General features: G+C 61.2%; 21 protein-coding genes. 17 read left to right on the top strand and 4 right to left on the bottom strand.

Features of this window, described 5'->3' with window-relative positions:
• Position 1: 1 nt before the first annotated feature.
• From hisH to coaA, 6 genes are read left to right on the top strand one after another with little or no spacing between them, the layout of a single operon-like run.
• Positions 2–652 (top strand): imidazole glycerol phosphate synthase subunit HisH, encoded by a 651-nt coding sequence (gene hisH, locus ASD64_RS14435; protein ID WP_056106183.1) that lies wholly within the window; start codon positions 2–4, stop codon positions 650–652.
• Positions 649–1,398 (top strand): 1-(5-phosphoribosyl)-5-[(5-phosphoribosylamino)methylideneamino]imidazole-4-carboxamide isomerase, encoded by a 750-nt coding sequence (hisA, locus tag ASD64_RS14430; RefSeq protein WP_056106587.1) that lies wholly within the window; start codon positions 649–651, stop codon positions 1,396–1,398. Before hisH ends, hisA begins: the two co-directional genes overlap by 4 nt.
• The gene (locus ASD64_RS14425; RefSeq protein ID WP_056106181.1) at positions 1,395–2,231 is read left to right on the top strand and encodes an arginase family protein; all 837 of its coding nucleotides are present in this window, start codon (positions 1,395–1,397) and stop codon (positions 2,229–2,231) included. Before hisA ends, ASD64_RS14425 begins: the two co-directional genes overlap by 4 nt.
• Positions 2,231–3,022: an imidazole glycerol phosphate synthase subunit HisF gene (hisF, locus tag ASD64_RS14420; RefSeq protein ID WP_056106178.1), complete on the top strand. Its 792-nt coding sequence runs from the start codon at positions 2,231–2,233 to the stop codon at positions 3,020–3,022. Before ASD64_RS14425 ends, hisF begins: the two co-directional genes overlap by 1 nt.
• A gap of 9 nt (positions 3,023–3,031) precedes the next feature.
• On the top strand, positions 3,032–3,358 hold the full coding sequence (locus tag ASD64_RS14415; protein ID WP_056106176.1) for a phosphoribosyl-ATP diphosphatase: 327 nt from the start codon (positions 3,032–3,034) through the stop codon (positions 3,356–3,358).
• Between the two features lie 24 nt (positions 3,359–3,382).
• Positions 3,383–4,342 (top strand): type I pantothenate kinase, encoded by a 960-nt coding sequence (gene coaA / locus ASD64_RS14410; protein ID WP_056106173.1) that lies wholly within the window; start codon positions 3,383–3,385, stop codon positions 4,340–4,342.
• A gap of 6 nt (positions 4,343–4,348) precedes the next feature.
• On the opposite strand, the gene ASD64_RS14405 is transcribed toward coaA, so the two are convergent.
• From ASD64_RS14405 to ASD64_RS14390, 4 genes are all read right to left on the bottom strand, one after another.
• Positions 4,349–4,963 carry an alpha-ketoglutarate-dependent dioxygenase AlkB family protein gene (locus ASD64_RS14405; protein ID WP_056106585.1) on the bottom strand — a complete coding sequence of 205 codons (615 nt, stop codon included), beginning with the start codon at positions 4,961–4,963 and terminating at the stop codon, positions 4,349–4,351.
• Between the two features lie 122 nt (positions 4,964–5,085).
• On the bottom strand, positions 5,086–5,601 hold the full coding sequence (gene lysM / locus ASD64_RS14400; RefSeq protein WP_056106170.1) for a peptidoglycan-binding protein LysM: 516 nt from the start codon (positions 5,599–5,601) through the stop codon (positions 5,086–5,088).
• 69 nt (positions 5,602–5,670) lie between these two features.
• Positions 5,671–6,108, bottom strand: coding sequence for an alternative ribosome rescue aminoacyl-tRNA hydrolase ArfB (arfB, locus tag ASD64_RS14395; RefSeq protein WP_056106167.1), 438 nt, complete (start codon positions 6,106–6,108; stop codon positions 5,671–5,673).
• Between the two features lie 84 nt (positions 6,109–6,192).
• Positions 6,193–7,803 (bottom strand): phosphoenolpyruvate carboxykinase, encoded by a 1,611-nt coding sequence (locus ASD64_RS14390; protein ID WP_056106165.1) that lies wholly within the window; start codon positions 7,801–7,803, stop codon positions 6,193–6,195.
• Positions 7,804–8,129: 326 nt separating this feature from the next.
• Between ASD64_RS14390 and ASD64_RS14385 the strand changes: the two genes are divergently transcribed.
• From ASD64_RS14385 to addA, 11 genes are all read left to right on the top strand, one after another.
• Entirely contained in the window at positions 8,130–8,831 is a 702-nt protein-coding gene (locus ASD64_RS14385) for a response regulator transcription factor (RefSeq protein WP_156460165.1), read from the top strand.
• Positions 8,832–9,126: 295 nt separating this feature from the next.
• Positions 9,127–10,905, top strand: a complete 1,779-nt coding sequence (locus tag ASD64_RS14380; protein ID WP_413813610.1) for a stimulus-sensing domain-containing protein — start codon at positions 9,127–9,129, stop codon at positions 10,903–10,905.
• Positions 10,902–11,399: an HPr kinase/phosphorylase gene (locus tag ASD64_RS14375; protein ID WP_056106159.1), complete on the top strand. Its 498-nt coding sequence runs from the start codon at positions 10,902–10,904 to the stop codon at positions 11,397–11,399. The genes ASD64_RS14380 and ASD64_RS14375 overlap by 4 nt, the downstream gene beginning before the upstream one ends.
• A 189-nt stretch (positions 11,400–11,588) precedes the next feature.
• Complete coding sequence (locus tag ASD64_RS14370; protein ID WP_056106158.1) at positions 11,589–11,990, top strand: PTS sugar transporter subunit IIA; 402 nt, start codon at positions 11,589–11,591, stop codon at positions 11,988–11,990.
• A 2-nt stretch (positions 11,991–11,992) separates the two neighbouring features.
• A complete protein-coding gene (locus ASD64_RS14365; RefSeq protein WP_056106156.1) occupies positions 11,993–12,286 on the top strand; it encodes an HPr family phosphocarrier protein in 294 nt (97 codons plus the stop codon).
• A 145-nt stretch (positions 12,287–12,431) separates the two neighbouring features.
• Entirely contained in the window at positions 12,432–13,832 is a 1,401-nt protein-coding gene (gene ahcY, locus ASD64_RS14360) for an adenosylhomocysteinase (RefSeq protein WP_056106154.1), read from the top strand.
• Between the two features lie 196 nt (positions 13,833–14,028).
• On the top strand, positions 14,029–16,578 hold the full coding sequence (locus ASD64_RS14355) for a sensor histidine kinase (RefSeq protein ID WP_056106153.1): 2,550 nt from the start codon (positions 14,029–14,031) through the stop codon (positions 16,576–16,578).
• Positions 16,579–16,586: 8 nt separating this feature from the next.
• The gene (gene tsaE, locus ASD64_RS14350; RefSeq protein ID WP_056106150.1) at positions 16,587–18,098 is read left to right on the top strand and encodes a tRNA (adenosine(37)-N6)-threonylcarbamoyltransferase complex ATPase subunit type 1 TsaE; all 1,512 of its coding nucleotides are present in this window, start codon (positions 16,587–16,589) and stop codon (positions 18,096–18,098) included.
• Complete coding sequence (locus tag ASD64_RS14345; RefSeq protein ID WP_056106148.1) at positions 18,095–18,823, top strand: nucleotidyltransferase family protein; 729 nt, start codon at positions 18,095–18,097, stop codon at positions 18,821–18,823. The genes tsaE and ASD64_RS14345 overlap by 4 nt, the downstream gene beginning before the upstream one ends.
• Positions 18,820–21,948, top strand: a complete 3,129-nt coding sequence (gene addB, locus ASD64_RS14340; protein WP_056106146.1) for a double-strand break repair protein AddB — start codon at positions 18,820–18,822, stop codon at positions 21,946–21,948. The genes ASD64_RS14345 and addB overlap by 4 nt, the downstream gene beginning before the upstream one ends.
• A complete protein-coding gene (addA, locus tag ASD64_RS14335) occupies positions 21,945–25,460 on the top strand; it encodes a double-strand break repair helicase AddA (protein ID WP_056106144.1) in 3,516 nt (1,171 codons plus the stop codon). Before addB ends, addA begins: the two co-directional genes overlap by 4 nt.
• The last annotated feature ends 5 nt before the right edge of the window (positions 25,461–25,465 follow it).

The following is a 25,465-nucleotide window of genomic DNA, read 5'->3' as shown; positions in this document are numbered from 1 at the left end:
CATGCGCGTTGCCATCATCGACTACGGCTCGGGCAATCTGCGCTCGGCGACGAAAGCCTTTCAACGCGCGGCGCGCGAGGCGGGAATTGATGTCGAAATCGAACTGACCGCTGATGCCAGGCGGGTCTTGAGTGCTGATCGCATCGTGCTGCCCGGCGTCGGAGCCTATGCCGATTGCGCCGCCGGCCTGCACGCCGTTGACGGCATGTGGGAAGCGGTCGAGGAAGCCGCCATTGCAAAGGGCCGGCCTTTTCTGGGCATCTGTGTGGGCATGCAACTCATGTCCGAACGGGGACTGGAAAAGACCGTTACCAAGGGCTTCGGATGGATCGCCGGCGACGTGAAGGAAATCACGCCCGCCGATCCATCTTTGAAGATTCCCCAGATCGGCTGGAACACCATTGAGGTGCGCCGCGACCACCCGCTGTTCGCTGGCATCGAGACGGGTCCTGCCGGATTGCACGCATATTTTGTGCATTCCTATCACCTCGACGCTTCAAAGCCAGACCAGGTGCTGGCCGTGGCCGACTATGGCGGGCCGGTGACGGCAGCGGTCGCGCGCGACAATCTCGCTGGAACGCAGTTCCATCCCGAAAAGAGCCAGGCGCTGGGCCTGGCCCTGATAACAAATTTCCTGAGGTGGAAGCCGTGATCCTTTTTCCCGCCATCGACCTGAAGGACGGCAAGTGCGTGCGCCTCAAGCTCGGCGATATGGCGACCGCGACAATCTACAACGATGATCCGGCAGCACAGGCAAAAGCCTTTGAGGATCAGGGCTTCGAGTGGCTGCATGTTGTCGATCTTAACGGGGCTTTCGAAGGGCAGAGCGTCAACGCGTCCTCGGTCGGCGCCATCCTAAAGGCGACGAAGAACCCGGTTCAGCTAGGCGGTGGCATCCGCACCTTGCCGCAGATCGAGGAATGGTTGGATCGCGGCCTCGCCCGCGTCATTCTCGGCACCGTGGCGGTGCGCGATCCCGATCTGGTCAAGGAAGCCTGCAAGGCGTTCCCCGGCAAGATCGCCGTCGGCATCGACGCCAAGGGCGGCAAGGTGGCGGTCGAAGGTTGGGCCGAGGCCTCCAGTCTCGGCGTGATCGAACTGGCGAAGAAATTCGAAGGGGCTGGCGTTGCCGCCATCATCTACACCGACATCGACCGCGACGGCGTTCTGACCGGCATCAACTGGAACTCCACCATCGATCTGGCGGAAGCCGTGTCAATCCCGGTGATCGCGTCCGGCGGGCTGGCCTCCATCGCCGATATCGTACGCATGACCATGCCCGACGCCCAAAAGCTCGAAGGCGCGATTTCCGGCCGCGCCCTATACGATGGACGCATCGACCCGCAAGAGGCGCTCACCATATTGCGGGAAGCACGCAACCGGAGCGGAGCGCAATGAAACTCTCGGTCATCCTGGCACCGTATGACAGCGGCCACTACCATTCCGGCTTCGGCCAGGGACCGGAGGCGCTTGTTGCCGGCGGGCTGGTCGAAGCGCTGACACTTGCCGGGCACGAAGTGGTGGTCGAAGACATTGGCCATGTCGGCGATATGCAGGCTCGTGAGATCGCAACCGGCTTTGCCGTTTGCCAAGCGGTCGGAGCCAAGGTCGGCGGTGCCATCGATGATGACCGCTTTCCGATCGTGCTCACCGGAAATTGCCTGACCGCAGCAGGCGCAGTCGCCGGCGAGGTTGCCGATTCCATCATCTGGTTCGACCAGCATGGCGACATCAATACGCCCGAAACCTCATCCGGTGGCTTTCTGGACGGCATGGCGCTTTCAACCGTGCTAGGACTTTGCTGGAAGCCCATGGCAAAGACGATCCGCGGTTTTCGGCCGATTGATCCTGCGCGTTGTCTTCTGGTTGACGCGCGCGACCTCGATCCGGAGGAACGCAAATTCCTGGACAGCTTGCCGGTAATACGGGCGCAATGCGCCGATGCCGCGAACAAAGCGGGAAAGCTGAATGCAAGCGGGGCCAAGCGGACCCATCTACATCTCGATCTCGATGTCCACAATCCCGACCTTCTGCAGGTCAATCGCTATGCGACACCCGGCGGGCCTAACCCGGAACAATTGCGCGAGACCGTATGCAGTATCGCCCGGTCGATCCCGATAACCGGCGTTACGGTGTCGGCCTACGATCCGGCCTTTGACCCACAAGGCGAGGTGCCGCCCGTCACTGGCCATCTTCTGGTCGATCTCGTGGCGGCGCTGGAGCGTATTTGATGCTGAAGGCTCGTGTCATTCCCTGTCTCGACGTCAAGGACGGCCGTGTCGTCAAGGGCGTCAACTTTGTCGATCTGGTCGATGCCGGCGACCCGGTCGAGGCGGCCAAGGCCTATGATGCCGCCGGCGCGGACGAACTGTGCTTTCTCGACATTACGGCCTCATCCGAAAACCGCGAAACCATCTTCGACGTTATCGCCCGCACCGCCGAGCAATGTTTCATGCCGCTGACGGTGGGCGGGGGCGTGCGGCAGGTCGCCGACATCCGCAAGCTTCTTCTGGCAGGTGCCGACAAGGTGTCGATCAACACGGCAGCCGTGAACAACCCGAGTTTTGTCGCCGAAGCCGCCGACAAATTCGGCGACCAGTGCATTGTCGTCGCCATCGACGCCAAGAAGGTCAGCATTGCCGGCGAAGCCGACCGCTGGGAAATTTTCACCCATGGCGGCCGCGAAAAAACCGGCATCGACGCCGTGGAATTCGCTGAAAAGGTTGTCGGCCTCGGCGCTGGCGAAATCCTGCTTACCTCCATGGACCGCGACGGCACCAAGATTGGCTACGACATAGCACTGACGCGTGCCGTGGCGGACGCCGTACGCGCGCCGGTCATCGCCTCTGGCGGCGTCGGCAATCTCGACCATATGGTGGCAGGTATCCGCGATGGCCACGCAACGGCGGTGCTGGCTGCGTCGATCTTCCATTTCGGCACTTATTCGGTTCGGGAAGCCAAGGCGCATATGGCGGCGGCAGGTCTTCCCATGCGACTCGACTCCGCTCCCAAACAATCCTAAACGGCGCAAATGGGCAGTTTTTCGCTATCAGATCTGGAAGCCACCATCCGGGAACGGGCGCACTCCGGCGATCCGGAGTCGTGGACGGCCAAGCTGTTTTCAAAAGGCATGGACAAGGCAGCACAGAAGCTGGGCGAAGAGGCGGTTGAAACCGTGATCGCGGCGGTCAAGGGCGATACCAAAGCCGTCGTTTCGGAAAGCGCCGATCTCCTCTATCATTGGCTGGTCGTGCTGGCGATCGCAGGCGTTTCGCTTGACGACGTGCTGGCGGAACTGGAGCGACGCACCAACCGCTCCGGCATTGCCGAGAAGGCTGCAAGGCCGAAATCTGGCTGATTGCGATTAAGGGCAGGAGACGCGATGGACCAGCTTGCGCCGACCGCGAAATATTCGCCCTATCTGTTTTTCTCGGCGCAAGAATGGGCAAAATTCCGCGCCGACACCCCGCTGACCTTGACCAAGGAGGAGATCGAGCGGCTTCGCTCGCTGAACGATCCGGTCGATCTTGACGAGGTGCGGCGCATATATCTGTCGATGTCACGGCTTCTGTCGGCGCATGTCGAATCGAGCCAGATGCTGTTTGCCCAGCGGCGCGCTTTCTTCAATGTTCATACCACGACCAAGACGCCATTCATCATCGGCATCGCCGGTTCCGTGGCCGTCGGCAAATCCACCACGGCACGCGTGCTGAAGGAATTGCTGGCACGCTGGCCGTCGAGCCCGAAGGTCGATCTCATCACCACTGACGGCTTTCTCTTGCCTAACGAAGTCCTGCGCCGCGAAAATCTCATGGAGCGCAAGGGTTTTCCGGACAGTTACGACGTGGGCGCGCTGCTGCGTTTTCTGTCGGCGATCAAATCTGGTCAGAAGGATGTCCAGGCGCCGCTCTATTCGCACCTGACCTATGATGTCATCCCCGACGAGTTCATCACCATCGACCGTCCCGATATCCTGATCTTCGAAGGCATCAACGTCTTGCAGCCGGGTAAACTGCCCAGCGATGGGAAGATCGTGCCGTTCCTGTCGGATTTCTTCGATTTTTCGATCTATATCGACGCCGACGAAGAACGCATTCATGATTGGTACATCGCTCGCTTCATGCGCCTGCGCGAAACCGCGTTCCGCAATCCGGACTCCTTCTTTCATCGCTATTCGCAATTGTCCGAAGGAGCCGCCCGCGCCATCGGCGAAGGGCTGTGGGCCAACATCAACCTGAAGAACCTGCGCGAGAACATCCTTCCGACGCGGGCCCGGGCCGACCTGATCCTGCGCAAGGGCACGGACCATCTCATCGAGGAAGTGGCGCTTAGGAAGCTTTAGTCGCCGTCAGGGTGCCGTCACCCGCCGCAAGGTGAGGTTGACGCGCCCGCCATTCTTGAGCAGCGTCGAGGTCTGCGGATAAACCCGGTCGACACCGTGGAAGGCCAAGCGTCCCTCGCCGCCCAGCACGACGATGTCGCCGCTCTGCAGCCTAAACGACACGGTCTTGGCGCTGCGTTTTGGCGGGCCGACGCGAAACAGGCAGTCGTCGCCGAGAGAGACGGACACGACTGGGGCATTGAAATCGGCTTCGTCACGATCCTGATGCAAGCCCATCCGCGCTTCGGAGGTGTAGAAATTGACCAAGCAGGCTTCGGGCGGATGCGGGTAGTCGGCCACTTCGTGCCAAATGGTAGTCAGGGTCGCTGGGATCGACGGCCAGGCTTCGCCGGAAATCGGATGGGTCGGCTGGTAGCGGTAGCCGCGTTCCTTGTCGGTGACCCAGCCGAGCGATCCGCAATTGGTCATGCGCACACTCATTTCCTTGCCGGTTCGCGGCATTGCGGGCACGTATAGCGGAGCCGCTTTGACGACCTTCCTGACATCTTCGACCAAAGCGGCTTGTGCCTCGGCCGAAAGAAATCCGGGCAAGTGTCGAACGCCTTCGGGCAGGTCAAGCATCGCGGGCTCCTTTGGCGGCCGGGAAATGATCGACGATGCCATTCTCAAACGAAAACGGCGACCCGAAAGTCGCCGCTTTTTAAGCGCCGAACCAAAAATGGAATCCGGCTTTCGGATGATTGTCAGGCTTGTTCGATATCGGGAATGCGCAGCACCTGGCCGGGATAGATCTTGTCGGGGTGCTTAAGCATCGGCTTGTTGGCTTCGAAAATCACCGTGTACTTGGAAGCTTTGCCCTTACCGTACTGCCGTTCGGCGATCTTCGACAGGTTGTCGCCCTTCTTCACCGTATAGAACACCGGCTCCTTGGCCGGGGTCGCGGCCTTGACGAGTTCGGTCATGTCGGCGTTGCCGTCGAGCTTGAGGCCGGAATCTGGCGCCACTACCTTCAGTTCGTCAGCCTGGACCTTCGAGACACCCAGCGTGTTGCCGACCGCAATCACTGCCTTCTCGAATATCGACTGGTCCTTGACCACACCCTTCAGCACCGCAGTGTCGCCTTGGATCACGACATCGACCCTCTCGGTGCCGAGCTTGTGCGAATCGAGTTCCTTCTTCAGCGCCTCGGCGTTGGGGGTCTCATCGTCGCCGAAGCCAAGCTTCGCGCCGACATTCTTCACGAAGTCGAAAATGCCCATTGTGGCCTCCTTTGCTGCACCTGTTCGTTTTCGCAGTTGCAACCGCAAATTGGAAGATGCCAATTGGCGTCAATCGCTTTCCACCTTGCCGCGCAATTTCTTGACCGTGGCGCGCCCGGCCTTGCTCTTCAGCCGCCGTTCCACCGAACCCTTGGTTGGTCTGGTCTTCTTGCGCGGCGGTGGCGGCGGTTCGGCTGCCTTCGCGACCAATTCGGTCAATCTGGCGCGTGCATCGGCCCGATTCTGCTCTTGCGTGCGGAAGCGACCAGCCTCGATGACGATAACCCCGTCCTTGGTGGCGCGCTGGCCGGCAAACTTGAGAGTGCGTGCCCGTACCCGCTCCGACAAGCCACGCGCATTGGCGGCGTCGAAGCGCAACTGCACCGCCGTGGCGACCTTGTTGACGTTTTGGCCGCCCGGACCGGAGGAGCGGATGAACGTCTCGGTCAGGTCGTCGGCATAGATGATCGCTTCATCGGCGATCTCGATATTCTCATCGGCGCTCATTGTGCAGTCATGCGGTGTTGCCGGCCAAAAGAAAAGGCCCGATCGAAACCGGGCCTTGTCTCTATATTGTGAATGCCGGAGCGCCTATTCGGCCGCTTGCTGCAGGTGCGGTGCAGCGCTGAGCACCAGCGCATCGACATGGCTTTCGAACTTGCCGAAATTCTCGATGAACATACCGACCAGCTTGGCCGCCTGGCGATCATACGCGGCTTTGTCCGTCCAGGTCGTGCGAGGATCGAGGATGGAGTTGTCGATGCCGCGCACGGCGACAGGAACCTCGAAGCCGAAATTGACGTCGGTACGGAACTCGGCCTGCTTGAGCGAGCCGTCGAGTGCGGCTGCCAGCAGCGTCCGCGTTGCCTTGATCGGCATGCGCTTTCCAATGCCATAGGCGCCGCCGGTCCAGCCGGTATTGACCAACCAGCAATCGACATCGTGGCGCGCGATCAGTTCGCGCAGCAGATTGCCGTATTCCGACGGATGGCGCGGCATGAAGGGGGCGCCGAAACAGGTCGAGAAAGTCGCTTCCGGTTCAGTCACGCCCTTTTCCGTGCCCGCAACCTTGGCCGTGTAACCGGAAAGAAAGTGGTACATGGCCTGCGCCGGGGTCAGCCGGGCAATAGGCGGCAACACGCCGAAGGCATCGGCGGTCAGCATGATGATGTTCTTCGGATGGCTGGCGCGTCCTGTCGCACTGGCGTTGGGAATGAAATCCAACGGATAGGCGCAGCGTGTGTTCTCGGTCAGGCGACTATCGTCGAAATCGGGAATCCGATGTTCGTTCAGGATGACGTTTTCCAGAACCGTGCCGAAGCGCTGGGTGGTGGCGAATATTTCCGGTTCGGCCTCGGCCGAAAGGCGGATCGTCTTGGCGTAGCAGCCGCCTTCGAAATTGAAAATGCCCTTCGGGCCCCAGCCATGCTCGTCATCTCCGATCAGCGTGCGCGACGGGTCGGCCGATAGCGTCGTCTTGCCGGTGCCGGAAAGGCCGAAGAACACTGCGGCATCGCCATTCGGCCCCTCATTGGCCGAGCAGTGCATCGGCATGACACCCTGCTGTGGCAACAGGTAGTTGAGGGCCGAAAACACCGACTTCTTCATCTCGCCGGCATAGGAGGTGCCGCCGATCAGTACAATCATGCGAGTCAGGTCCACCACAATGACCGTCTCCGTGCGCGTACCGTGGCGCGCCGGATCGGCGCGGAAGGACGGCAGGTCGATGATGGTCATCTTGGCGACGAACCCGGTCAGGCTGTCGGTTTCTGGACGGATCAACAGATTGCGGATGAACAGCGAATGCCAGGCAAATTCCGTGACAACACGTGTCGGCAGGTTGAGGTCCCGGTCAGCGCCGCCGATCAGGTCCTGGACATAAAGATCCTTATCCGCTGCATGAGCGAGGAAATCGGCAAGCAACGTATCGAACTGGGCGGGTGAGATCGCCTTGTTGTTGTCCCACCAGACATTCGGTTCGGTGTTTTCGTCGCGCACGACGAATTTGTCCTTGGCTGAGCGGCCAGTGTGCTGGCCGGTCTCGGCGACGAGCGCACCGTGGGCGCTGAGTTGCGCTTCGCCGCGACGGATCGCCTCCTCACAGAGGGCTGCCGCACCAAAATTGTAGCGAACCGTGCCCGTGGTCTTGATGCCGACCGCTTCGATACCGAATGCAGGGTTGCGTTTGCCGAGTTCCGACATGAAGGTCCTTTCAATGTGCGACGGATGTCGTGTGCCTGGGGCCGCCTGTGTCGAGGCTTGTTCTGGTCACAACCAGAAAAACCAAACGATATCAAATCATTAATCGATTTAAAAATTTTGAAAGTTGTTTAAATCGTTTAGATGTGCAAAAGCTGGCGGATTGTTCAAAGGATTGGCTGTCTCGGATCGTCCCATCCGGGGTGTGCGTGCGGCGTGGCGTCCGACTTGCAGTTGAAGCGACGTGCCACATTTTGTACCTAATTTGTCCTGCAAAAGCCCCCTTCTTCACGACGAAGGGACATTCGCCCATGAGGGAGCCGCTGGAAATGGCAACAATCGCGCTGGTCGATGACGACCGCAACATCCTGACCTCGGTGTCGATCGCCCTGGAATCGGAGGGCTATCGCGTCGAAACCTACACGGACGGTGCGTCGGCGCTGGAAGGCCTGGCTGCGCGGCCACCCAGCCTTGCCATCCTCGACATCAAGATGCCGCGCATGGACGGTATGGAACTTCTGCGCCGCATGCGCCAGAAAACCGATCTTCCGGTGATCTTCCTGACGTCGAAGGACGACGAGATCGACGAATTGTTCGGCCTCAAGATGGGCGCCGACGACTTCATCCGCAAACCGTTCTCGCAGCGCCTGCTGGTTGAGCGCGTCAAGGCGGTGCTGAGGCGCGCCGGCGCGCGCGAAACCGCGGCCAAGTCGCCGACCCAGCAAAGCCGATCGTTGGAGCGTGGCCAGTTGGTGATGGACCAGGAGCGTCACACCTGCACATGGAAAGGCGAGCCCGTGACGCTGACGGTGACCGAGTTTCTGATCCTGCACTCGCTGGCCCAGCGTCCGGGCGTGGTGAAAAGCCGTGATGCCTTGATGGATTCGGCATATGATGAGCAGGTGTATGTTGACGACCGCACGATCGACAGCCACATCAAGCGCCTGCGCAAGAAGTTCAAGGTTGTCGACGACGACTTCGAGATGATCGAAACACTGTACGGCGTCGGTTACCGGTTCAAAGAAGCGTAGGGTCAGGACCTGTCAATATGATCGAAATGGCGCCTGATGCGGCAAAGAGATGCCAGGAGAAGCCTGAAGAGCGATGGAGTTCCATCGGACAAGGGCTTCGACACCGCAGATCAAAGCCGTTTCGGCGTCCTTCGGATGTGGTCCATTTGTTCGGCAACTTCGTCGCGAAGGATTTGAAAATGTTCGACATTTCCTGCGCCTTCGCTCCTCGTATCCGGGCAAATGACCTCACGCCAGTCCGACCAGATTAACAGGTGCAGACCCTAAGCGCAGCGGGGGCTGCTGACCGATGGCCATGGAAGCGGAGTTGAACAAACCGGCGAGTGCCGTAAGGCGACCCACCCGTCGGTCGCCTTCCGTCCTGTCGAAGCTGACGGTGCCGATGCGCCGGTTTCTCGGCCATCACATCTTCTCCAGCCTGACCCGGCGCATCCTGTTCCTGAACCTTGCCGGCCTTGCTGTCCTGGTCATCGGCATTCTTTACCTCAACACCTTCCGCGACGGCCTGATCGACGCCCGGGTCGAGAGCCTTATGACCCAAGGCGAGATCATTGCCGGCGCTATTGCCGCTTCGGCGACGGTCGAGACGGACTCGATCAGCATCGATCCGGAAAAGCTGCTTGAACTGCAAGCCGGCGAAAGCATTGCGCCCGGCTCCGATCCGCTGGACAATCTCGATTTTCCGATCAACCCGGAACGCGTCGCGCCGGTGCTGCGGCGGCTCATCTCGCCCACCCGCACGCGCGCCCGCATCTACGACCGCGACGCTAACCTGTTGCTCGATTCACGCCATCTTTATTCGCGCGGCCAGATACTGCGCTACGACCTGCCATCGGTGGAGGAAGAGGAGCCAAACCTATTGGAGCGGATGCAGAAGCTCATCTTCGATGTCTTCCGCAATAAGGCGTTGCCGGTCTATCACGAACTGCCGGGCGGCAACGGCACCGCGTTTCCCGAAGTCATGAAAGCGCTGACCGGCAGCCCGTCGACCATCGTGCGCATTTCTGAAAAAGGCGAGCAGATCGTTTCCGTGGCCGTACCGATCCAACGCTTCCGCGCCGTGCTCGGCGTGCTGATGTTGTCCACGGAAGGCGGTGACATCGACAAGATCGTTGCAGCCGAGCGCAAGGCAATCCTGCGCGTGTTCGGCATTGCCGCGCTGGTCACGGCGCTTCTGTCGCTGCTACTCGCCTCAACCATCGCCAATCCGCTGCGCCGGCTGTCGGCTGCTGCGGTCAGGGTACGGAGAGGTGTCAAGAACCGCGAAGAGATCCCTGATTTCTCCGATCGGCAAGATGAGATCGGCAATCTCTCGATTGCCGTGCGCGACATGACAAACGCGCTCTACGCCCGCATCGAGGCTATCGAAAGCTTTGCTGCCGATGTCAGCCACGAGTTGAAGAACCCACTGACTTCGCTGCGCAGCGCGGTGGAAACCCTGCCTTTGGCTAGGAACGAAGAATCGCGCAGCCGGCTGATGGACGTCATCCAGCACGACGTGCGTCGCCTTGACCGCCTTATCACCGACATTTCCGACGCCTCACGCCTTGATGCCGAATTGGCCCGCGAAGATGCCGCCAGGGTCGATCTGAAGAAATTCGTCACCGACCTGGTCGCCGTTTCGCGTGAGGCTTCTCGCCATAAGAGGGCGGTCGAAATCGAACTCAAGGTTGCCAAGCTGCCGCAGGGCATAAAGGGATTCTATGTTGTCGGTCACGACCTGAGACTCGGGCAGGTCATCACCAATCTTATCGAGAATGCTCGCTCCTTCGTGCCGGATGAACATGGGAGCATCACCATTTCTCTCGAACGGGCTGGCAAGTTCAACATTGTTACAGTTGACGACAATGGCCCTGGCATCCGGGCTGAAACCATCGAGCGCATCTTCGAGCGTTTCTATACCGACCGCCCGGCCGGAGAGGCATTTGGCCAGAATTCCGGGCTCGGTCTTTCGATCAGCCGCCAGATCGTGGAAGCGCATGGCGGCACGCTGACGGCCGAGAACATTTCCGGCACCAAGCCCGGCGACATCAAGGGCGCCCGCTTCGTCATCGCCTTGCCGGCCGACGAATGAGGCCCGTACCGCCCAAAGCGGTGCAGACCGCAGCAACTCAGCAGCCGCGGAACATCCACGCCACTGCCTTGTTGATTGGTGACCTCGGCATCCTGATTACCGGGCGGTCGGGTACAGGCAAGACTACCCTTGCGCTCACCTTGGTCGATGAAACCGTAGGCAGGGGCGAATTCGCGCGGTTGGTGGCAGATGACCAACTCTTCGTGTCCGGTCACGGCGGCAGGCTGGTCGGTCATGCGCCTGCTGCGATCTCTGGCCTTGCCGAATTCGCTGGAATCGGGCCGCAACCAGTTGCCTTCGAGCGGTCGGCGGTGATTGATCTGTGCGTTGAACTTGTGGAAGGCGAAACAGAGCGGTTGCAGGCGGAATCCATCGTTACCATTACCGGCTGCCCGGTTCCGAGAACCGTCGCCCCGGCCCGTAACATTCCTGCCGCATTGCAAATTATTCGTGGCGCTCTGAATCGGCATTTCGGTCGAAACGGGCGCGATTGAGGTGAATCTTGACAGTTTCAGTGTCGGAATTGCCCTGTTCCATGCTGCAATGCGTCAAAATGGCTCGCTCGGGCGCACTTTTGGGCTTGTCAACGTGCCCCGCGTCGACAAGATAGCGCTCCCGCCGCCCGGTTGGCCGGCGAGCATAGCGAGCGCTTGTGAAGAGGCCATGACGGGAGCCATCAAACGATGATCGGACTCGTGCTTGTCACGCACGGTCGGTTAGCGGACGAGTTTCGCCACGCGGTGGAACACGTCGTTGGACCGCAAGAGCACTTCGAGACGGTAGCGATCGGTGCCGACGACGACATGGAGCAGCGCCGCCGCGATATCGTAGACGCAGTCGCACGCGTCGATACCGGCTCCGGCGTCATCTTGTTGACTGATATGTTTGGGGGAACGCCTTCCAACCTTGCCATATCGGTGATGGAGGCAGGACGTACCGAAGTCATCGCCGGCATGAACCTGCCAATGCTGATCAAGCTTTCAAGCGTCCGCAAGGCCGATGACATGGCCGTGGCCCTTGAAGAGGCGCAGGCTGCCGGCCGCAAATACATCAACGTCGCCAGTCAGCTTTTGGCGAGCAAATGAAAATGGATGCCGAGGCCCCTTCCGAACTGATTGTCCGCGAATTGCGGATCATCAACCAGCGCGGCCTGCATGCGCGCGCTTCGGCCAAGTTCGTACAGGTGGCGAGCGGCTTCAACGCCACGATCGATGTGGAGAAAGACGGCGTCAAGGTCGGAGGCACCTCAATCATGGGTCTGATGATGCTGGCTGCCAGCCCCGGCTGCCTGATCCGTGTGCTCGCTAAGGGGCCCGACGCCGCCGAGGCCATCGAGGCGCTCGAGCAGCTTGTCGCCACGCGCTTCGGCGAAGATATCTGACTGCTTTTAAGAACATGCACGAATAAAGATTTCCTTATATCCCGTTGTCGTTTCGACTGCGATCTGGTAGGCAGGCGGCCACACGCGCCCGCCGGCAATGCTGTCGCACAGGCGCCCGCCGACATAGTTTGACTGGAGCTCTGCCATGACAGATAGCAAGGAATATGTGGTCGCCGACATCTCGCTGGCCGATTGGGGCCGCAAGGAAATCGAGATCGCGGAGACCGAGATGCCAGGCTTGATGGCCTGCCGTGAAGAATTCGGTGACAAAAAGCCTTTGAAGGGCGCTCGCATCACCGGCTCTCTGCACATGACTATCCAGACGGCAGTGCTGATCGAGACGCTGAAGGCCCTTGGAGCGGAAATCCGCTGGGCGTCGTGCAATATCTTCTCCACCCAGGATCATGCCGCGGCGGCGATCGCTGAAGCCGGCGTCCCGGTGTTCGCCGTCAAGGGCGAGACGCTGGAGGATTACTGGACCTACACCGATCGCATCTTCCAATGGAGTGATCGCGGTCTGTCCAACATGATCCTCGACGACGGCGGCGACGCCACCATGTATATCCTGATGGGCGCTCGCGCCGAGGCCGGCGAGGATGTATTGTCCAATCCGCAGAGCGAGGAAGAGGAATATTTCGTCGCGCAGATCAAGAAGCGCCTGGCAGCAACACCCGGCTTCTTCACCAAGCAGCGCGAGGCTATCAAGGGCGTCACCGAAGAGACTACCACGGGCGTCAACCGGCTCTATCAGTTGCAGAAGAAGAATTTGCTGCCGTTCCCTGCAATCAACGTCAACGATTCCGTCACCAAGTCGAAGTTCGACAACAAGTATGGCTGCAAGGAATCGCTGGTTGACGGCATTCGCCGCGGTACCGACGTGATGATGGCCGGCAAGGTGGCCGTGGTCTGCGGTTACGGCGATGTCGGCAAGGGTTCTGCGGCATCGCTGAAGGGCGCCGGTGCCCGCGTCAAGGTCACCGAGGTCGATCCGATCTGCGCGTTGCAGGCCGCCATGGACGGCTTCGAGGTTGTGACGCTGGAAGATGCGGCCCCCACGGCCGACATCGTCATCACCACCACCGGCAACAAGGATGTGATCACCATCGATCACATGCGCGCAATGAAGGACATGGTCATCGTTGGCAACATCGGCCACTTTGATAACGAGATCCAGGTTGCGGCGCTGCGCAACCTTAAATGGAGCAACGTCAAGCCGCAGGTGGACATGATCTCGTTCCCCGACGGCAAGCGGCTCATCCTGTTGTCGGAAGGCCGTCTGCTCAACCTTGGCAATGCCACTGGCCATCCGAGCTTCGTCATGTCAGCTTCTTTCACCAACCAGGTTCTTGCCCAGATCGAGCTGTTCACCAAGCCCGGTGCCTACAAGAATCAGGTATATGTGCTGCCCAAGCATCTCGACGAGAAGGTAGCGAAGCTGCATCTGGACAAGCTGGGTGCAAAGCTGACCGAGCTTTCCAATGAACAGGCCGCCTATATAGGTGTGACGCCGCAGGGCCCGTTCAAGTCGGAACACTACCGCTATTAACCATACCAAAAATAACCACAACATATAGCGCCGGACGATTGACATTTCGTCCGGCGTTATTTTTGCGCGCCGTGCGGCTTCACGGCGATTCGGCGAGGCGGTATTGTGAGGTGATTCGCGACGCGTTGAAGCCGGGCACGGGGTGGGAGCTCGCTACAAGGCGGTCTTGTATTCAGGCGGCGGAGAGGACCAAGACATGCCGGGGGAAGACCCGCTCAAGGCGGGAAAGGCCGTTTCCGGCCGCCAAGGCGATTCAAGCGCCAAGCGCTTTCCGCTGGGTGGCGAACGGGTATGGCATCGGCTCAGGGCCTTGCTCGCCGGGTCTGCAGCCATATTGCCTGTTGGCACCCTTTGCGCCTATGCGCAGGAAGCGCCTGCAAAGGCGGTTGTCTCGATCGGCACGATCGAGGTCATCCAGCTTGCCATATCCGTCGGGGTCATGGGTGCGGCCCTGATTTCGGCGATAGTTCTCATTCGCGAACGCCAGCGCACCTCGGCGGAGAACACGCAACTGAGAACCCGCATTGCGGATGTCAACGCTTCGCTGCAGCGCTCCGAAGCCCTGCTCAACCTGCGTGACCAGCGCATCGTGGTGTGGGCGTCGGAAAACAAGAAACCCGAATTGATCGGTTCGCTGCCGCTCGATACCGGCGCGCCGGACGATCGTGCCGCTTTCCTTGCCTTTGGCCGCTGGCTGATGCCGCGCTCGGCTGCGGCGATCGAGCATGGCATTGCTGCTTTGCGCGAAAAGGGTACGGGTTTCGACCTCGTCGCCGAGTCCCAGATGGGCGCACCGCTCGAGATCCAAGGCCGCAAGAGTGCGGCTCACACATTGGTTCGCTTCGTTTCGCTCTCGGAAACACAGCGCAATCAAGCCAGGCTAAAGCTGGAAAACCAGCAACTGGCAACGGAACACGACACGCTCCTCGGCCTTTGCGATGCGCTCAAGATGCCGTTGTGGCTGCGTGCCGCCGACGGGCGGTTGAAGTGGGTCAATCGTGCCTACGCCGAAGCGGTCGAGGTCGCCAATGCGGATGCCGCGATCCAGCAGGAAAAGGAATTTCTTGGACGCCAGTCGCTTGATGTCATCGCAGACCAGCACAAGGGCTACGCCGTATTCGAGCAGACGCTGTCGACGGTGATCCAAGGCGATCGACGTAAATTCACCGTCACCGATTTTTCCGGCCCGGAGGGGTCGGCAGGACTTGCTTGCGATGTCAGCGCCATAGAGGCCGTGCGCGAGGAATACGAGCGCACCGTTCGCAGCCACGCCGATACGCTCGACCAACTCAATACGGCAGTGGCCATATTCGATACCGAGCAAGTACTGCGCTTCTTCAACCAGGCTTTCCAGAAGCTCTGGGGCCTCGACAATGCCTTCCTGCACGGCGGGCCCGACAACGCCATGTTGCTGGACCGCCTGCGCAGTGAGGGCAAGCTGGCCGAGCAGCCGGAATGGCGGCGGTGGAAGGAAAATCTGCTCGCCGCCTACCGCTCTGTCGAACCGCAGGAGCATTGGTGGCATCTACCCGATGGCAAGACTATCCGCGTCGTCGCAAATCCGCAGCCCAAGGGCGGTGTGACCTGGGTCTTTGAAAACCTCACCGAGAAGATCGATCTCGAAAGCCGCTACCGGACGGCAGTCCGTGTTCAGGGCGAGACGCTCGACAATCTGGCCGAAGGTGTCGCGGTGTTCGGGCCGGACGGCAGGCTGCGGCTGTCCAATCCTGCCTTCGCTGCGCTTTGGGGGATCGATGCCAGCACCATAACCGCGAATGTCCATGTGTCGGCAATCCGCGACCTGTGCGACCGGCTGGCCAAGGACAGTCCATGGATTGGGTTCGTCGCCGCCATTACAGGCTTCGACGACGAGCGTCGCGACCGTCACGGCCAAACCGAACTCAACTCGGGCAGCGTGTTGCGCTATGCAGTGATCCACCTTCCCAATGGGCAGGTCATGACGACATTTGTTGACGTCACCGACAGCGTCAATGTCGAACGGGCGCTAAAGGACAAGAACGAGGCGCTGCTCAAGTCCGACCAGTTGAAAAACGAATTCGTGCAGCACGTCTCCTACGAACTGCGCTCCCCGCTCACCAACATCATCGGCTTCACTGAACTTCTGTCGTTGCCGGCGACCGGCCCATTGTCGACGCGGCAGCGCGAATATGTCGAGCATATCGGCTCGTCATCCTCGGTGCTGCTCACCATCGTCAACGATATCCTCGATCTGGCGACGGTGGATGCAGGCATCATGGAATTGGAAATCTCCGAAGTGCATGTCGAACGCGCCATTTCCGCCGCCGTCGATCTGGTTTCGGAGCGGCTGCAGGAACACGCGATCGAGCTTGAGATAGAGGCAGCTTCCGCGCCCCGAAGCTTCCACGGCGACGAGGTGCGTGTCCGCCAGATCCTCTACAATCTGCTGATCAACGCGGCCAACTATGCCCCCGAAGCCAGCACCGTAACCCTGACCTGTCGCCAGCTTGCCGAGAGTATCGAGTTTGCCGTCCACGACGATGGTCCGGGCATGCCGCCGGACGTCCTTGATCTTGTGTTCCACCGCTTCGAATCGCGCGTCAACGGAGGCCGTCGCCGCGGCGCGGGCCTTGGTCTTTCGATCGTCAAAAGCTTCGTTGAGTTGCATGGTGGCAGCGTGCGCATCGAGACGGGCAAGGGTCAAGGAACTACGGTCGTTTGCGTATTTCCGGACCTGCCGTCAGGTGTCCGCGAAGCGGCCGAGTAGCCCGGGGCATGTCGGATGCCGGCCTTGAGGTGTTTCTTGCCGACGCTGCTGCCACCGAACGGCTCGGTGAAGATTTGGCCATGGCATTGCGGCCTGGCGATGTGCTCGCCCTCAGGGGCGATCTCGGCGCCGGCAAGTCGACGCTGGCCAGGGCGCTGATCCGCGCGCTGGCGGACGATCTCGGGCTTGATGTGCCAAGCCCGACCTTCACGCTTGTGCAAAGCTATGACGCGCGCTTTCCCGTCCATCACTTCGATCTTTATCGGCTTTCTTCGCAAGCCGAACTTGACGAACTTGGTTTCGACGACGCGCTAACTGAAGGTGCAGCGCTGGTCGAATGGCCCGAACGGGCCGGCGGCCGCTTGCCGTCAGATACGGTGATGATTGAGCTTGAGCACCGTGGCGAGGGGAGAAGCGTGCGTCTGTCGGGGCAGGGTGAAGCCTTGCAGCGGATCGCGCGGTCGCTTGCCATGCGCGGATTCCTGGATCGTGCGGGCTGGGGCAACGCGCAAAGACGCCACTTCATCGGCGATGCCTCCGCCCGTTCCTACGAGATCGTTGTGCAAGACGGATCGGCATCATGCGTGTTGATGAATTCACCACGCCTTGTCATGGGGCCGCCAGTGCGGGACGGCAAGCCCTACGCCGAGATCGCACACACGGCGCAGTCTGTGACGGCCTTCGTCGCCATCGGCCGCGCTCTTCACTCCGCCGGTGTCAGTGTGCCGGAAATCTACGCGCAGGACCTCGAACAAGGGTTCCTTTTGCTGGAGCACCTCGGTTCGGGAGGTTTTCTGGACAGCCAGGGCCAGCCGATTGCATCGCGCTACGCGGCGGCTGGCGAGCTTTTGGCGATGATGCAGCGCAGGTTGTGGCCGGATAGGCTGGAAGCAGTGCCGGGCGTCTTGCATGACGTACCGCCATTCGATCGCGATGCCATGCTTATCGAAGTCGATCTACTGGTCGACTGGTATGTGCCTGCCGTTACCGGCCAACCGGCGAGCGATGCCTTGCGGGCCGGCTATCACGGCGTTTGGAATACCGTGCTCGACCGGCTGGCCGGGCGCGAATACAGCCTGATGCTGCGCGATTTCCATTCCCCCAACATTATCTGGCGCGGTGACCGATCCGGGCATGACCGGCTTGGCATCGTCGATTTCCAGGATGCGCTGATCGGCCCATCTGCCTATGATGTCGCTTCCTTGGCAATGGACGCGCGGGTGACCATTGCAACGGACATCGAGCACAGCACGTTGGAGGCTTATGTGGCTGCGCGCCAAGCTGCGGGCCCGTTTGATGAAGGGGAGTTTCGCGAGACCTATGCAATCATGGCTGCGCAGCGCAATTCCAAGATCCTCGGAATTTTTGTGCGCCTGGACCGGCGCGATGGCAAACCAGCCTATCTGAGACATCTGCCGCGCATCCGTGATTATCTGCGCCGTGCGCTGGCGCATCCGTCGCTTGCGGACATGCACGCCTTCTACGAAACGCACGGATTGCTCGAGGAGCGCGAGCTATGAGTGCTATTCCGAAAACCGCGATGGTGCTTGCGGCCGGCCTCGGCAAGCGCATGCGGCCAATCACCGACACCCTGCCTAAACCGCTGGTGAAGATTTCCGGCAAGACGCTGCTCGACTGGGGGCTCGACAGCTTAGCCGCCGTTGGCGTCGAAAAGGCGGTCGTCAACGTCCATTACCTGCCTCGGCGGATCGTCACCCATGTTGCGAACCGCACAACGCCGAAGATCGCCATTTCCGACGAAAGCGGCTTGCTGCTTGATTCCGCAGGCGGCATCGTCCAGGCACTCCCCGAGCTTGGAACCGAACCATTCTACATCGTCAATGCCGACACCTTCTGGATCGATGCCGGAACACCCAATCTTGCTCGCCTCGCCCTTGCGTGGGACGCTGCGAGAATGGATATTCTACTCATGCTTGCAGACCTTCCCTCGGCTACCGGCCATAGCGGCGGCACGGATTTCCTTGTCCAATCGGATGGCAGTCTCTGCCGCTCGAAAGGCGATCCTGCGGGCCTTATCTATGCCGGCGCCGCCATAGTTCATCCGCGCATTTTCCAAGGGGCGTCTAATGTCCCTCACTCGCTGAACATGTACTTCGATGGCGCCATCGAGGCAGGTCGTCTTCATGGTATGACAATGCACGGCCACTGGATCACTGTCGGCACGCCCGACGCCATTCCCTTGGCCGAATCGGCGGTCGAGCAGGCGCTCGCCGAGACGCCATGAGCGGCGAGCGCCGCGTCTTTTCGATTCCGCCCGGTGCGCCCTTCCTGCCGACGTTGGCCGGGGCGCTGCTGTCTGGCATGCTCGTGCCGGATTTCCGTTTCGATGGTGATCCGCTGGCGCTTGCCGACGCCACTATTTACGTGCCGACCCGACGCGCCGCACGTGCCTTGCGAGGCGTATTGGTCGAGATGATTGGTGGCGGTTCGGCTATCCTGCCGACCATACGGCCGCTCGGCGAGTTCGACGAGGATGAAGCGGTCTTCGAACCCGACCCTCTGGGCAGCGCTGCCGCCCTCGACCTTGCTCCACCGATCGCAACGACCGAGCGGCTGCTTCTGCTGGGCACTTTGGTACGGGCCTGGAAGCGTCACTTGCCGGCCGAAGTGGCGGCGCGGTTCAATGAGGAAATCTTTGTGCCGGCATCGGCCGCCGACGCCATCTGGCTGGCGCGTGATCTCGCACGCCTCATGGATGAGGTGGAAACGGAAGGCTCGGACTGGGCAAGGCTTGCCGATCTGGTCACCGGCAATCTTGCTGGCTGGTGGCAGGTTACGCTGGATTTCCTTGGCATCGCCACAGAACACTGGCCGCTTGTTCTGGCCGAGCGCGATCGTTCCAACCCCGCGTCCCACCGCAGCGCCCTGATCAGGCTGGAGGCGGCGCGGCTGGCGCGCAATCCGCCGGCCGGGCCGGTCATTGCTGCCGGGTCGACCGGTTCGATTCCAGCCACGGCGGAATTGCTCAAGGTCATTGCCGGATTACCCCGCGGCGCTGTCGTGCTGCCCGGCCTCGACCGGGCGCTGGATGAGGTTTCGTTCGCCGCGATCTCGGAACCTGGAGCACGGCCGGCCCTGCTCGGCCATCCTCAATACGGCTTGGTCAAGCTGATCGGCAAGATAGGCGTCTTGCGGGGCCATATTGCTGAAATAGGCACCCCCGACGATGCCCGTTCCTTACGGGCGGCCCTGGTCGGCGAGGCGCTGCGCCCAGCCGAAACCACGGAGCTATGGACCGAAACCCGCCACCGTTTCGGTCGGGACGATATGGCCGGCGCGCTCGCAGGCGTCACGGTCCTTGAAGCTGCCAACGAACGTGACGAGGCTGTGGCAATCGCCATTGCTCTGCGCCGTGCCGTCGGAGAGCCCGGCAAGCGCGCCGCATTGGTGACCGGTGACCGCGCGCTGGCCCGGCGCGTCTCGGCCGAACTCAAGCGCTTCGGCGTCGCGGCCGACGATTCCGGGGGTACTGCGCTCATCAACACGCCAGCGACGGTGCTGATCAGGCTGATGGTGCGATGCGTCTTCCAGCCGGGAGACCCGATTGCCTTGCTGGCGCTCGTCAAGCACCCGCTGCTTGAACTCGGCATGGAGCGCAGCGCAGTGCGCCACGCTGCCGAACTGATTGAGCTCTTGGCGCTGCGCGGCGGGACCGGGCGGCCAGATCTCGCAAAACTGAGAATGCACTTCAGTCAACGGCTTGTTCAGCCGGGCGATGGCAGGCGCGAACCTTTCTGGTTCAAACGCTTCTCCGTGGGCCGCATCGAGCAGGCGCTAGCAATGCTCGGCCGGTTTGAAGCCGCGCTGGAGCCACTGATTGCCTTGCGCGGCAAAGGGGACCTCAGCGTTGCTGCCTTGACTGAGGCCAGCGTAGCCTGCCTGGAGACGCTTGGGCGCGGTACGGATGGAAGTCTGGCTCGCCTTTATGAAGGTGACGCCGGCGAGAAACTGGCAGAAGTGCTGCGCGATCTCATTACGGCATCAGCGCCCTTCACCGTCACCGCCGACGAGTGGCCTGACGTGCTGGATGCGCTGCTGGCGCCAGAGACCGTCAAGCCTGCGCGCGGCACCGACAAGGCCATTGCCATCTGGGGGGCACTCGAAGCGCGTTTGCAGCATGTCGATACGCTGGTGATCGGCGGCCTCAATGAAGGGGTGTGGCCGCGCAAACCCGAGAGCGACCGTTTCATGTCGCGTCTGATGAAAGCCGGGATCGACCTTGAACCGCCGGAACGGCGCATAGGCCTTGCCGCGCACGATTTCCAGATGGCGATGGGTGCGCCTGATGTCATACTTGCGCGCGCGGTCCGCTCGGGCGATGCACCAGCGGTGCCATCCCGCTGGCTTCAGCGTATCCTGACTTTTGTCGGCGAGGATCAAGCCAAGGCGATGCGCCGGCGCGGTGAGGAAGTGCTGTCATGGGCGCGCAGTCTCGATGCCGGCGGCAGGGTCAAATTCGCGACACGGCCCATGCCTGCTCCGCCGCTTGCGGTGCGGCCGCCTTATTTCTCGGTAACCGAGATCGAGACGCTACGCCGCGACCCCTACGCGATCTATGCCCGGCGCATTCTCTGCCTGTTTCCCCTCGACCCGGTGATCCGCGATCCGGGCGCGGCCGAACGCGGCACGCTGTTCCACGCCATTCTGCACCGCTTCACCGCTGCCGTGGCAGATCCGCAAGCACCGGATGCCTTGACGCGGCTTGTGGACGCTGGACGGGCCTGTTTCGCAGAAGCAGCGCTGCCCGAGGATGTCGAAGCAGTATGGTGGCCGCGCTTCGAAAAACTGGCCGCGAACATCATCGTGTGGGAGCGCTCGCGCGCCGCTGCCGTCAAGTTGCGGCATGCTGAAGAGCGCGCCGAAAGGACGCTGGTCGGCGGCTCTGGCGTCACCTTGTCCGGCTATGCCGACCGCGTCGATCTGCTGGCAGGCGGCATGGCCGATATTCTCGACTACAAGACCGGTTCGTCGCCCTCGAAGGGGCAGGCGCATACGCTGTTGTCGCCGCAACTGGCTCTGGAAGCGGCACTGCTGCGGCGCGGCGCATTCCGTGAACTGGGCAAGTGTGAACCCTCGCAACTGGCTTTCGTGCGACTGAAGCCCAATGGCGAGGTGATCGAAGAATCAATTCTCGAACATAACCGCAAGGCTCGTTCCGCCGCCGATCTGGCCGAAGATGCCTGGGCGCGGTTGGAAAATCTGATTGTCCACTATGCCGATCCGAAGACGGGATATCTGTCGCGGGCGCTGCCGTTCCGCGAAGGTGAGGCTGACGGCGATTACGATCACCTGGCGCGCGTGCTCGAATGGTCGGCCGGCGGCGACGGTGCTGGTGAGGGTGGGGAATGAAATATCCCATCCCGACAGACACTGCAAAGAGCCAGGCTCGTGCCTCCGATCCTTTGAATTCGGCGTGGGTATCGGCCAATGCCGGTTCGGGCAAGACCCATGTCCTTGCGCAGCGCGTCATCCGGTTGCTTCTCAAGGGAACCGATCCGTCCAAGATTCTTTGCCTGACATATACGCGTGCCGCCGCCGCAAATATGTCCAATCGGGTGTTCTCCACCTTGTCGCAGTGGACGACGCTCGACGATGTCGATCTCGCCTTGCGCATCGAGGATCTGGACGGGGGCAAGGCCGATCGCGCTACACTGAAGCGCGCGCGACGGCTGTTCGCTGAGGCGCTGGAAACGCCCGGAGGCCTGAAGATCCAGACCATCCATGCCTTTTGCGAATCGGTCCTGCATCAGTTCCCGCTGGAAGCGAACATTGCAGCTCATTTCGAAATGCTTGATGCGCAGATGGAGCAGGCCCTGTTCGCGGCCGCCAGACGCGACATGATCGCAGGCGTGGGGGCTGGCGACCGCTTGGAACTTACCGAAGCCTTTGCCACGGTACTGGAACATGGCGGCGAAACCGGGCTCGATGCGTTGCTTGCCGAAATCGTCAACAAGCGCGACGGCCTGCGCGAATTCATCGGCCAGATTGGCGGCACGGCCACGGGCTTCCAGCCGCTGTTTGATGAGTTCGACTTCGGACCGGATGAAACCGATACGGCAATAGGGGAGGCGGTTTGGCCGCTGCCGGGCTTCGAACCTGCCTTCCTCGCAATGCTCGACGTCGCTTGCACCCAATTGGGAGCCAATCGCGCGCGTGACTCGCTGGTGGATGAGGCGCTGGTCGCCTTCGCTGAAGCTGATCCGGTGCGCCGGCTCACCCTTCTGCAAGAAGCTTTCCTGAGCGGCAAGGGCGAAGCCTACAAGCCGGATTGGCTGTTTGGAAAGGCGCTCCTTGCCCGGATGTCCGATCTGCCGCAGCGCTATCTCACGGCCACCGCGGCAATCATCGAGGCGTCCGACAGGCTGGCGTTATATCGCATGCTGCACGCCACCCGCGCGGCGCTGACCATCGCCGACTGGTTGATTGCCCGTTACGAGCAGTTGAAGCGTGGCCGCGGCCTGCTTGACTTCAACGACCTCATTACCCGTACCGTCAACCTGCTCAAGCGGCCAGACGCCGGTGCCTGGGTGCAATTCAAGCTCGACCAGGGGATCGACCACATCCTGCTTGACGAGGCGCAGGATACCAGCCCCGAGCAATGGGAGGTGGTCAAGAAACTGGCCGAGGAGTTTTTTGCCGGACAAGGCGCGCGTGGCAACGTGCTGCGCACGATCTTCGCCGTCGGCGACGAGAAGCAGTCGATCTATTCGTTTCAGGGGGCGGCTCCGGAATCTTTTGCCGACAGCAAGCATGAATTCGCCGGCAAGGTGCGCGCCGCCAACCGTGAATTCGCCGATCTCAAGCTGACATGGTCGTTTCGTTCGAGCGAAGATGTGCTGAAAGCGGTCGACCGTGTCTTCGCCGATCCGGACGTGCGGCGTGGCATCAGCCATGACCCCGATCCGCTCGACCACAAGGCCATACGAAACGATGCGCCGGGCTATGTGGAAGTGTGGCCGACAGTAGGTGCCGACGCTGTGGACGAGCCTGATGATTGGACTTTGCCGGTCAATCACGCCAGTGCACCCGCCGTGCAGGTAGCCGAGCATGTGGCCGCTACGATCAAGCGTTGGCTCGAGAACGGCGAGGTCATTGAGGGCAAAGGCAGGCCCTTGAGCGCCGGCGACGTGCTGGTTTTGGTGCGCAAGCGCGATCGCTTCGTCCATGCCTTGTCGAAGAGCCTGAAGGAAAAGGACGTACCTGTCGCCGGCGCCGACCGGCTGAGCTTGCCCGGCCACATCGCCGTCAAGGATCTGGCTGCGCTCGGCCGTTTCCTCGTACAACCCGAGGACGACCTGTCATTGGCGGCAGTGCTGCGTTCGCCGATCTTCGATGTTTCGGAAGAAAGGTTGTTCGACCTTGCCGCCAGCCGCGACAAGCGTGTGTCGCTGATCGGGTCGTTGCGTGGCCTTGCCAAGAATGACGCCGCGCTGGCAAAGATCGCCGTACAACTCGATAGCTGGGCGAACGAAGCAGCTTTTAAGCCAGTGTTCGAGTTCTATGCCGGACTGCTGGCGCGCGATGAGGTGCGCAGGAAGATGATTGCCCGTCTGGGGCCCGAAGCCGGCGATATTCTCGATGAATTCCTCAATTTCTGCCTGGCCGAGGAACGCACCGGCCTGCCGGGTCTCGATACCTTCCTGTCGACGCTGGAAAACGCTGGTCCTGAGATCAAGCGCGAGATGGACCAGACCCGCAATGAGGTCCGCATCATGACCGTCCATGCCGCCAAGGGCCTGGAGGCGCCAGTCGTGTTCCTGGTCGACAGCGGCGCGCGCTCGTTCAGCGACCAGCATTTGCCGCGTCTGATGCCGTTTGAGGGAACTGGCAATCACTGGGACGGTAAAGGTTATCTGTGGCGTGCCGGCAGCGATATCGCCAACGGTGTTTCCAAAGCCGCAGCCGATCGCGCCCGTGACCTTGCCGACGATGAATACCGGCGCCTGCTCTATGTCGGCATGACTCGCGCCGAAGATCGCCTCATCGTCTGTGGCTATCATGGCAAGCGCTCTCCCGGTGACGGTACCTGGCACTCGATCGTCAGTCGGGCACTCACAAGCGTGCCGGAAAGCGAGCAACTGCCGCATCCCGTCAATGGCGATCCCGTCCATCGCTTCCGCGTCACCGACCTGCCGCCGATTGCGTTGAAGCAGATTGAGGAAGGCAGAGAGAACGCGCCTTTTAAACCCTTGCCTCAAAACCTGTTCGACGATCTGCCTCTCTCCGAGGAATTGCCAAAACCGCTGTCCCCATCCGGGGCTTCGGCGCTGATCGAGGAGACCACGGAAGCTGCCGTGGACACGCGCTCGCCGGTAATGGATGCCGAGGTCGAGCCTAGCTTTTCCGTTTTGCGAGGGCTGGTGTTCCACAAACTGCTGCAGATGCTTCCGGGTCTGCCGCAGGATCAGCGCCATGGCGCTGCCAAGCGCTATCTCGCTCGTGCGGGCGAAGGCTGGCAGCAGGGTCAGCGCGACAGAGCACTGTCTTCGATATGGGCGGTTCTTGACGATCCGCGCTTCGCTCCACTGTTTAACGAGGGCTCGCGCGCCGAGGTCTCGATCATGGGCAACCTTGATGTGAAGGGCAAAAAACGCATGGTCTCGGGCAAGATCGACCGGTTGGCGGTCATGCACGGCAAGGTGCTGATCATCGACTACAAGACCAACCGGCCCGCGCCGACCTCGCTTGACAAAGTCCCCCCGGCCTATGTCCTGCAGCTTGCGCTTTATCGGGCACTGCTCAAGTCCCTGTACCCCGACCGTGAAATTTCGGCCGCGTTGCTGTTCACGGAAGTCCCGCGGCTGATCGAATTGCCGGCCTCGGCGATGGACGACGCCCTTGCCCGACTCACCGCATCGTGACACAA

It is taken from the genome of Mesorhizobium sp. Root157, from assembly GCF_001427385.1.
In the GTDB taxonomy this organism is placed as follows: Bacteria; Pseudomonadota; Alphaproteobacteria; order Rhizobiales; family Rhizobiaceae; genus Mesorhizobium.
The sequence above is the reverse complement of the archived record's forward strand: the minus strand, read 5'-3'. Positions and strand labels throughout refer to the sequence as shown.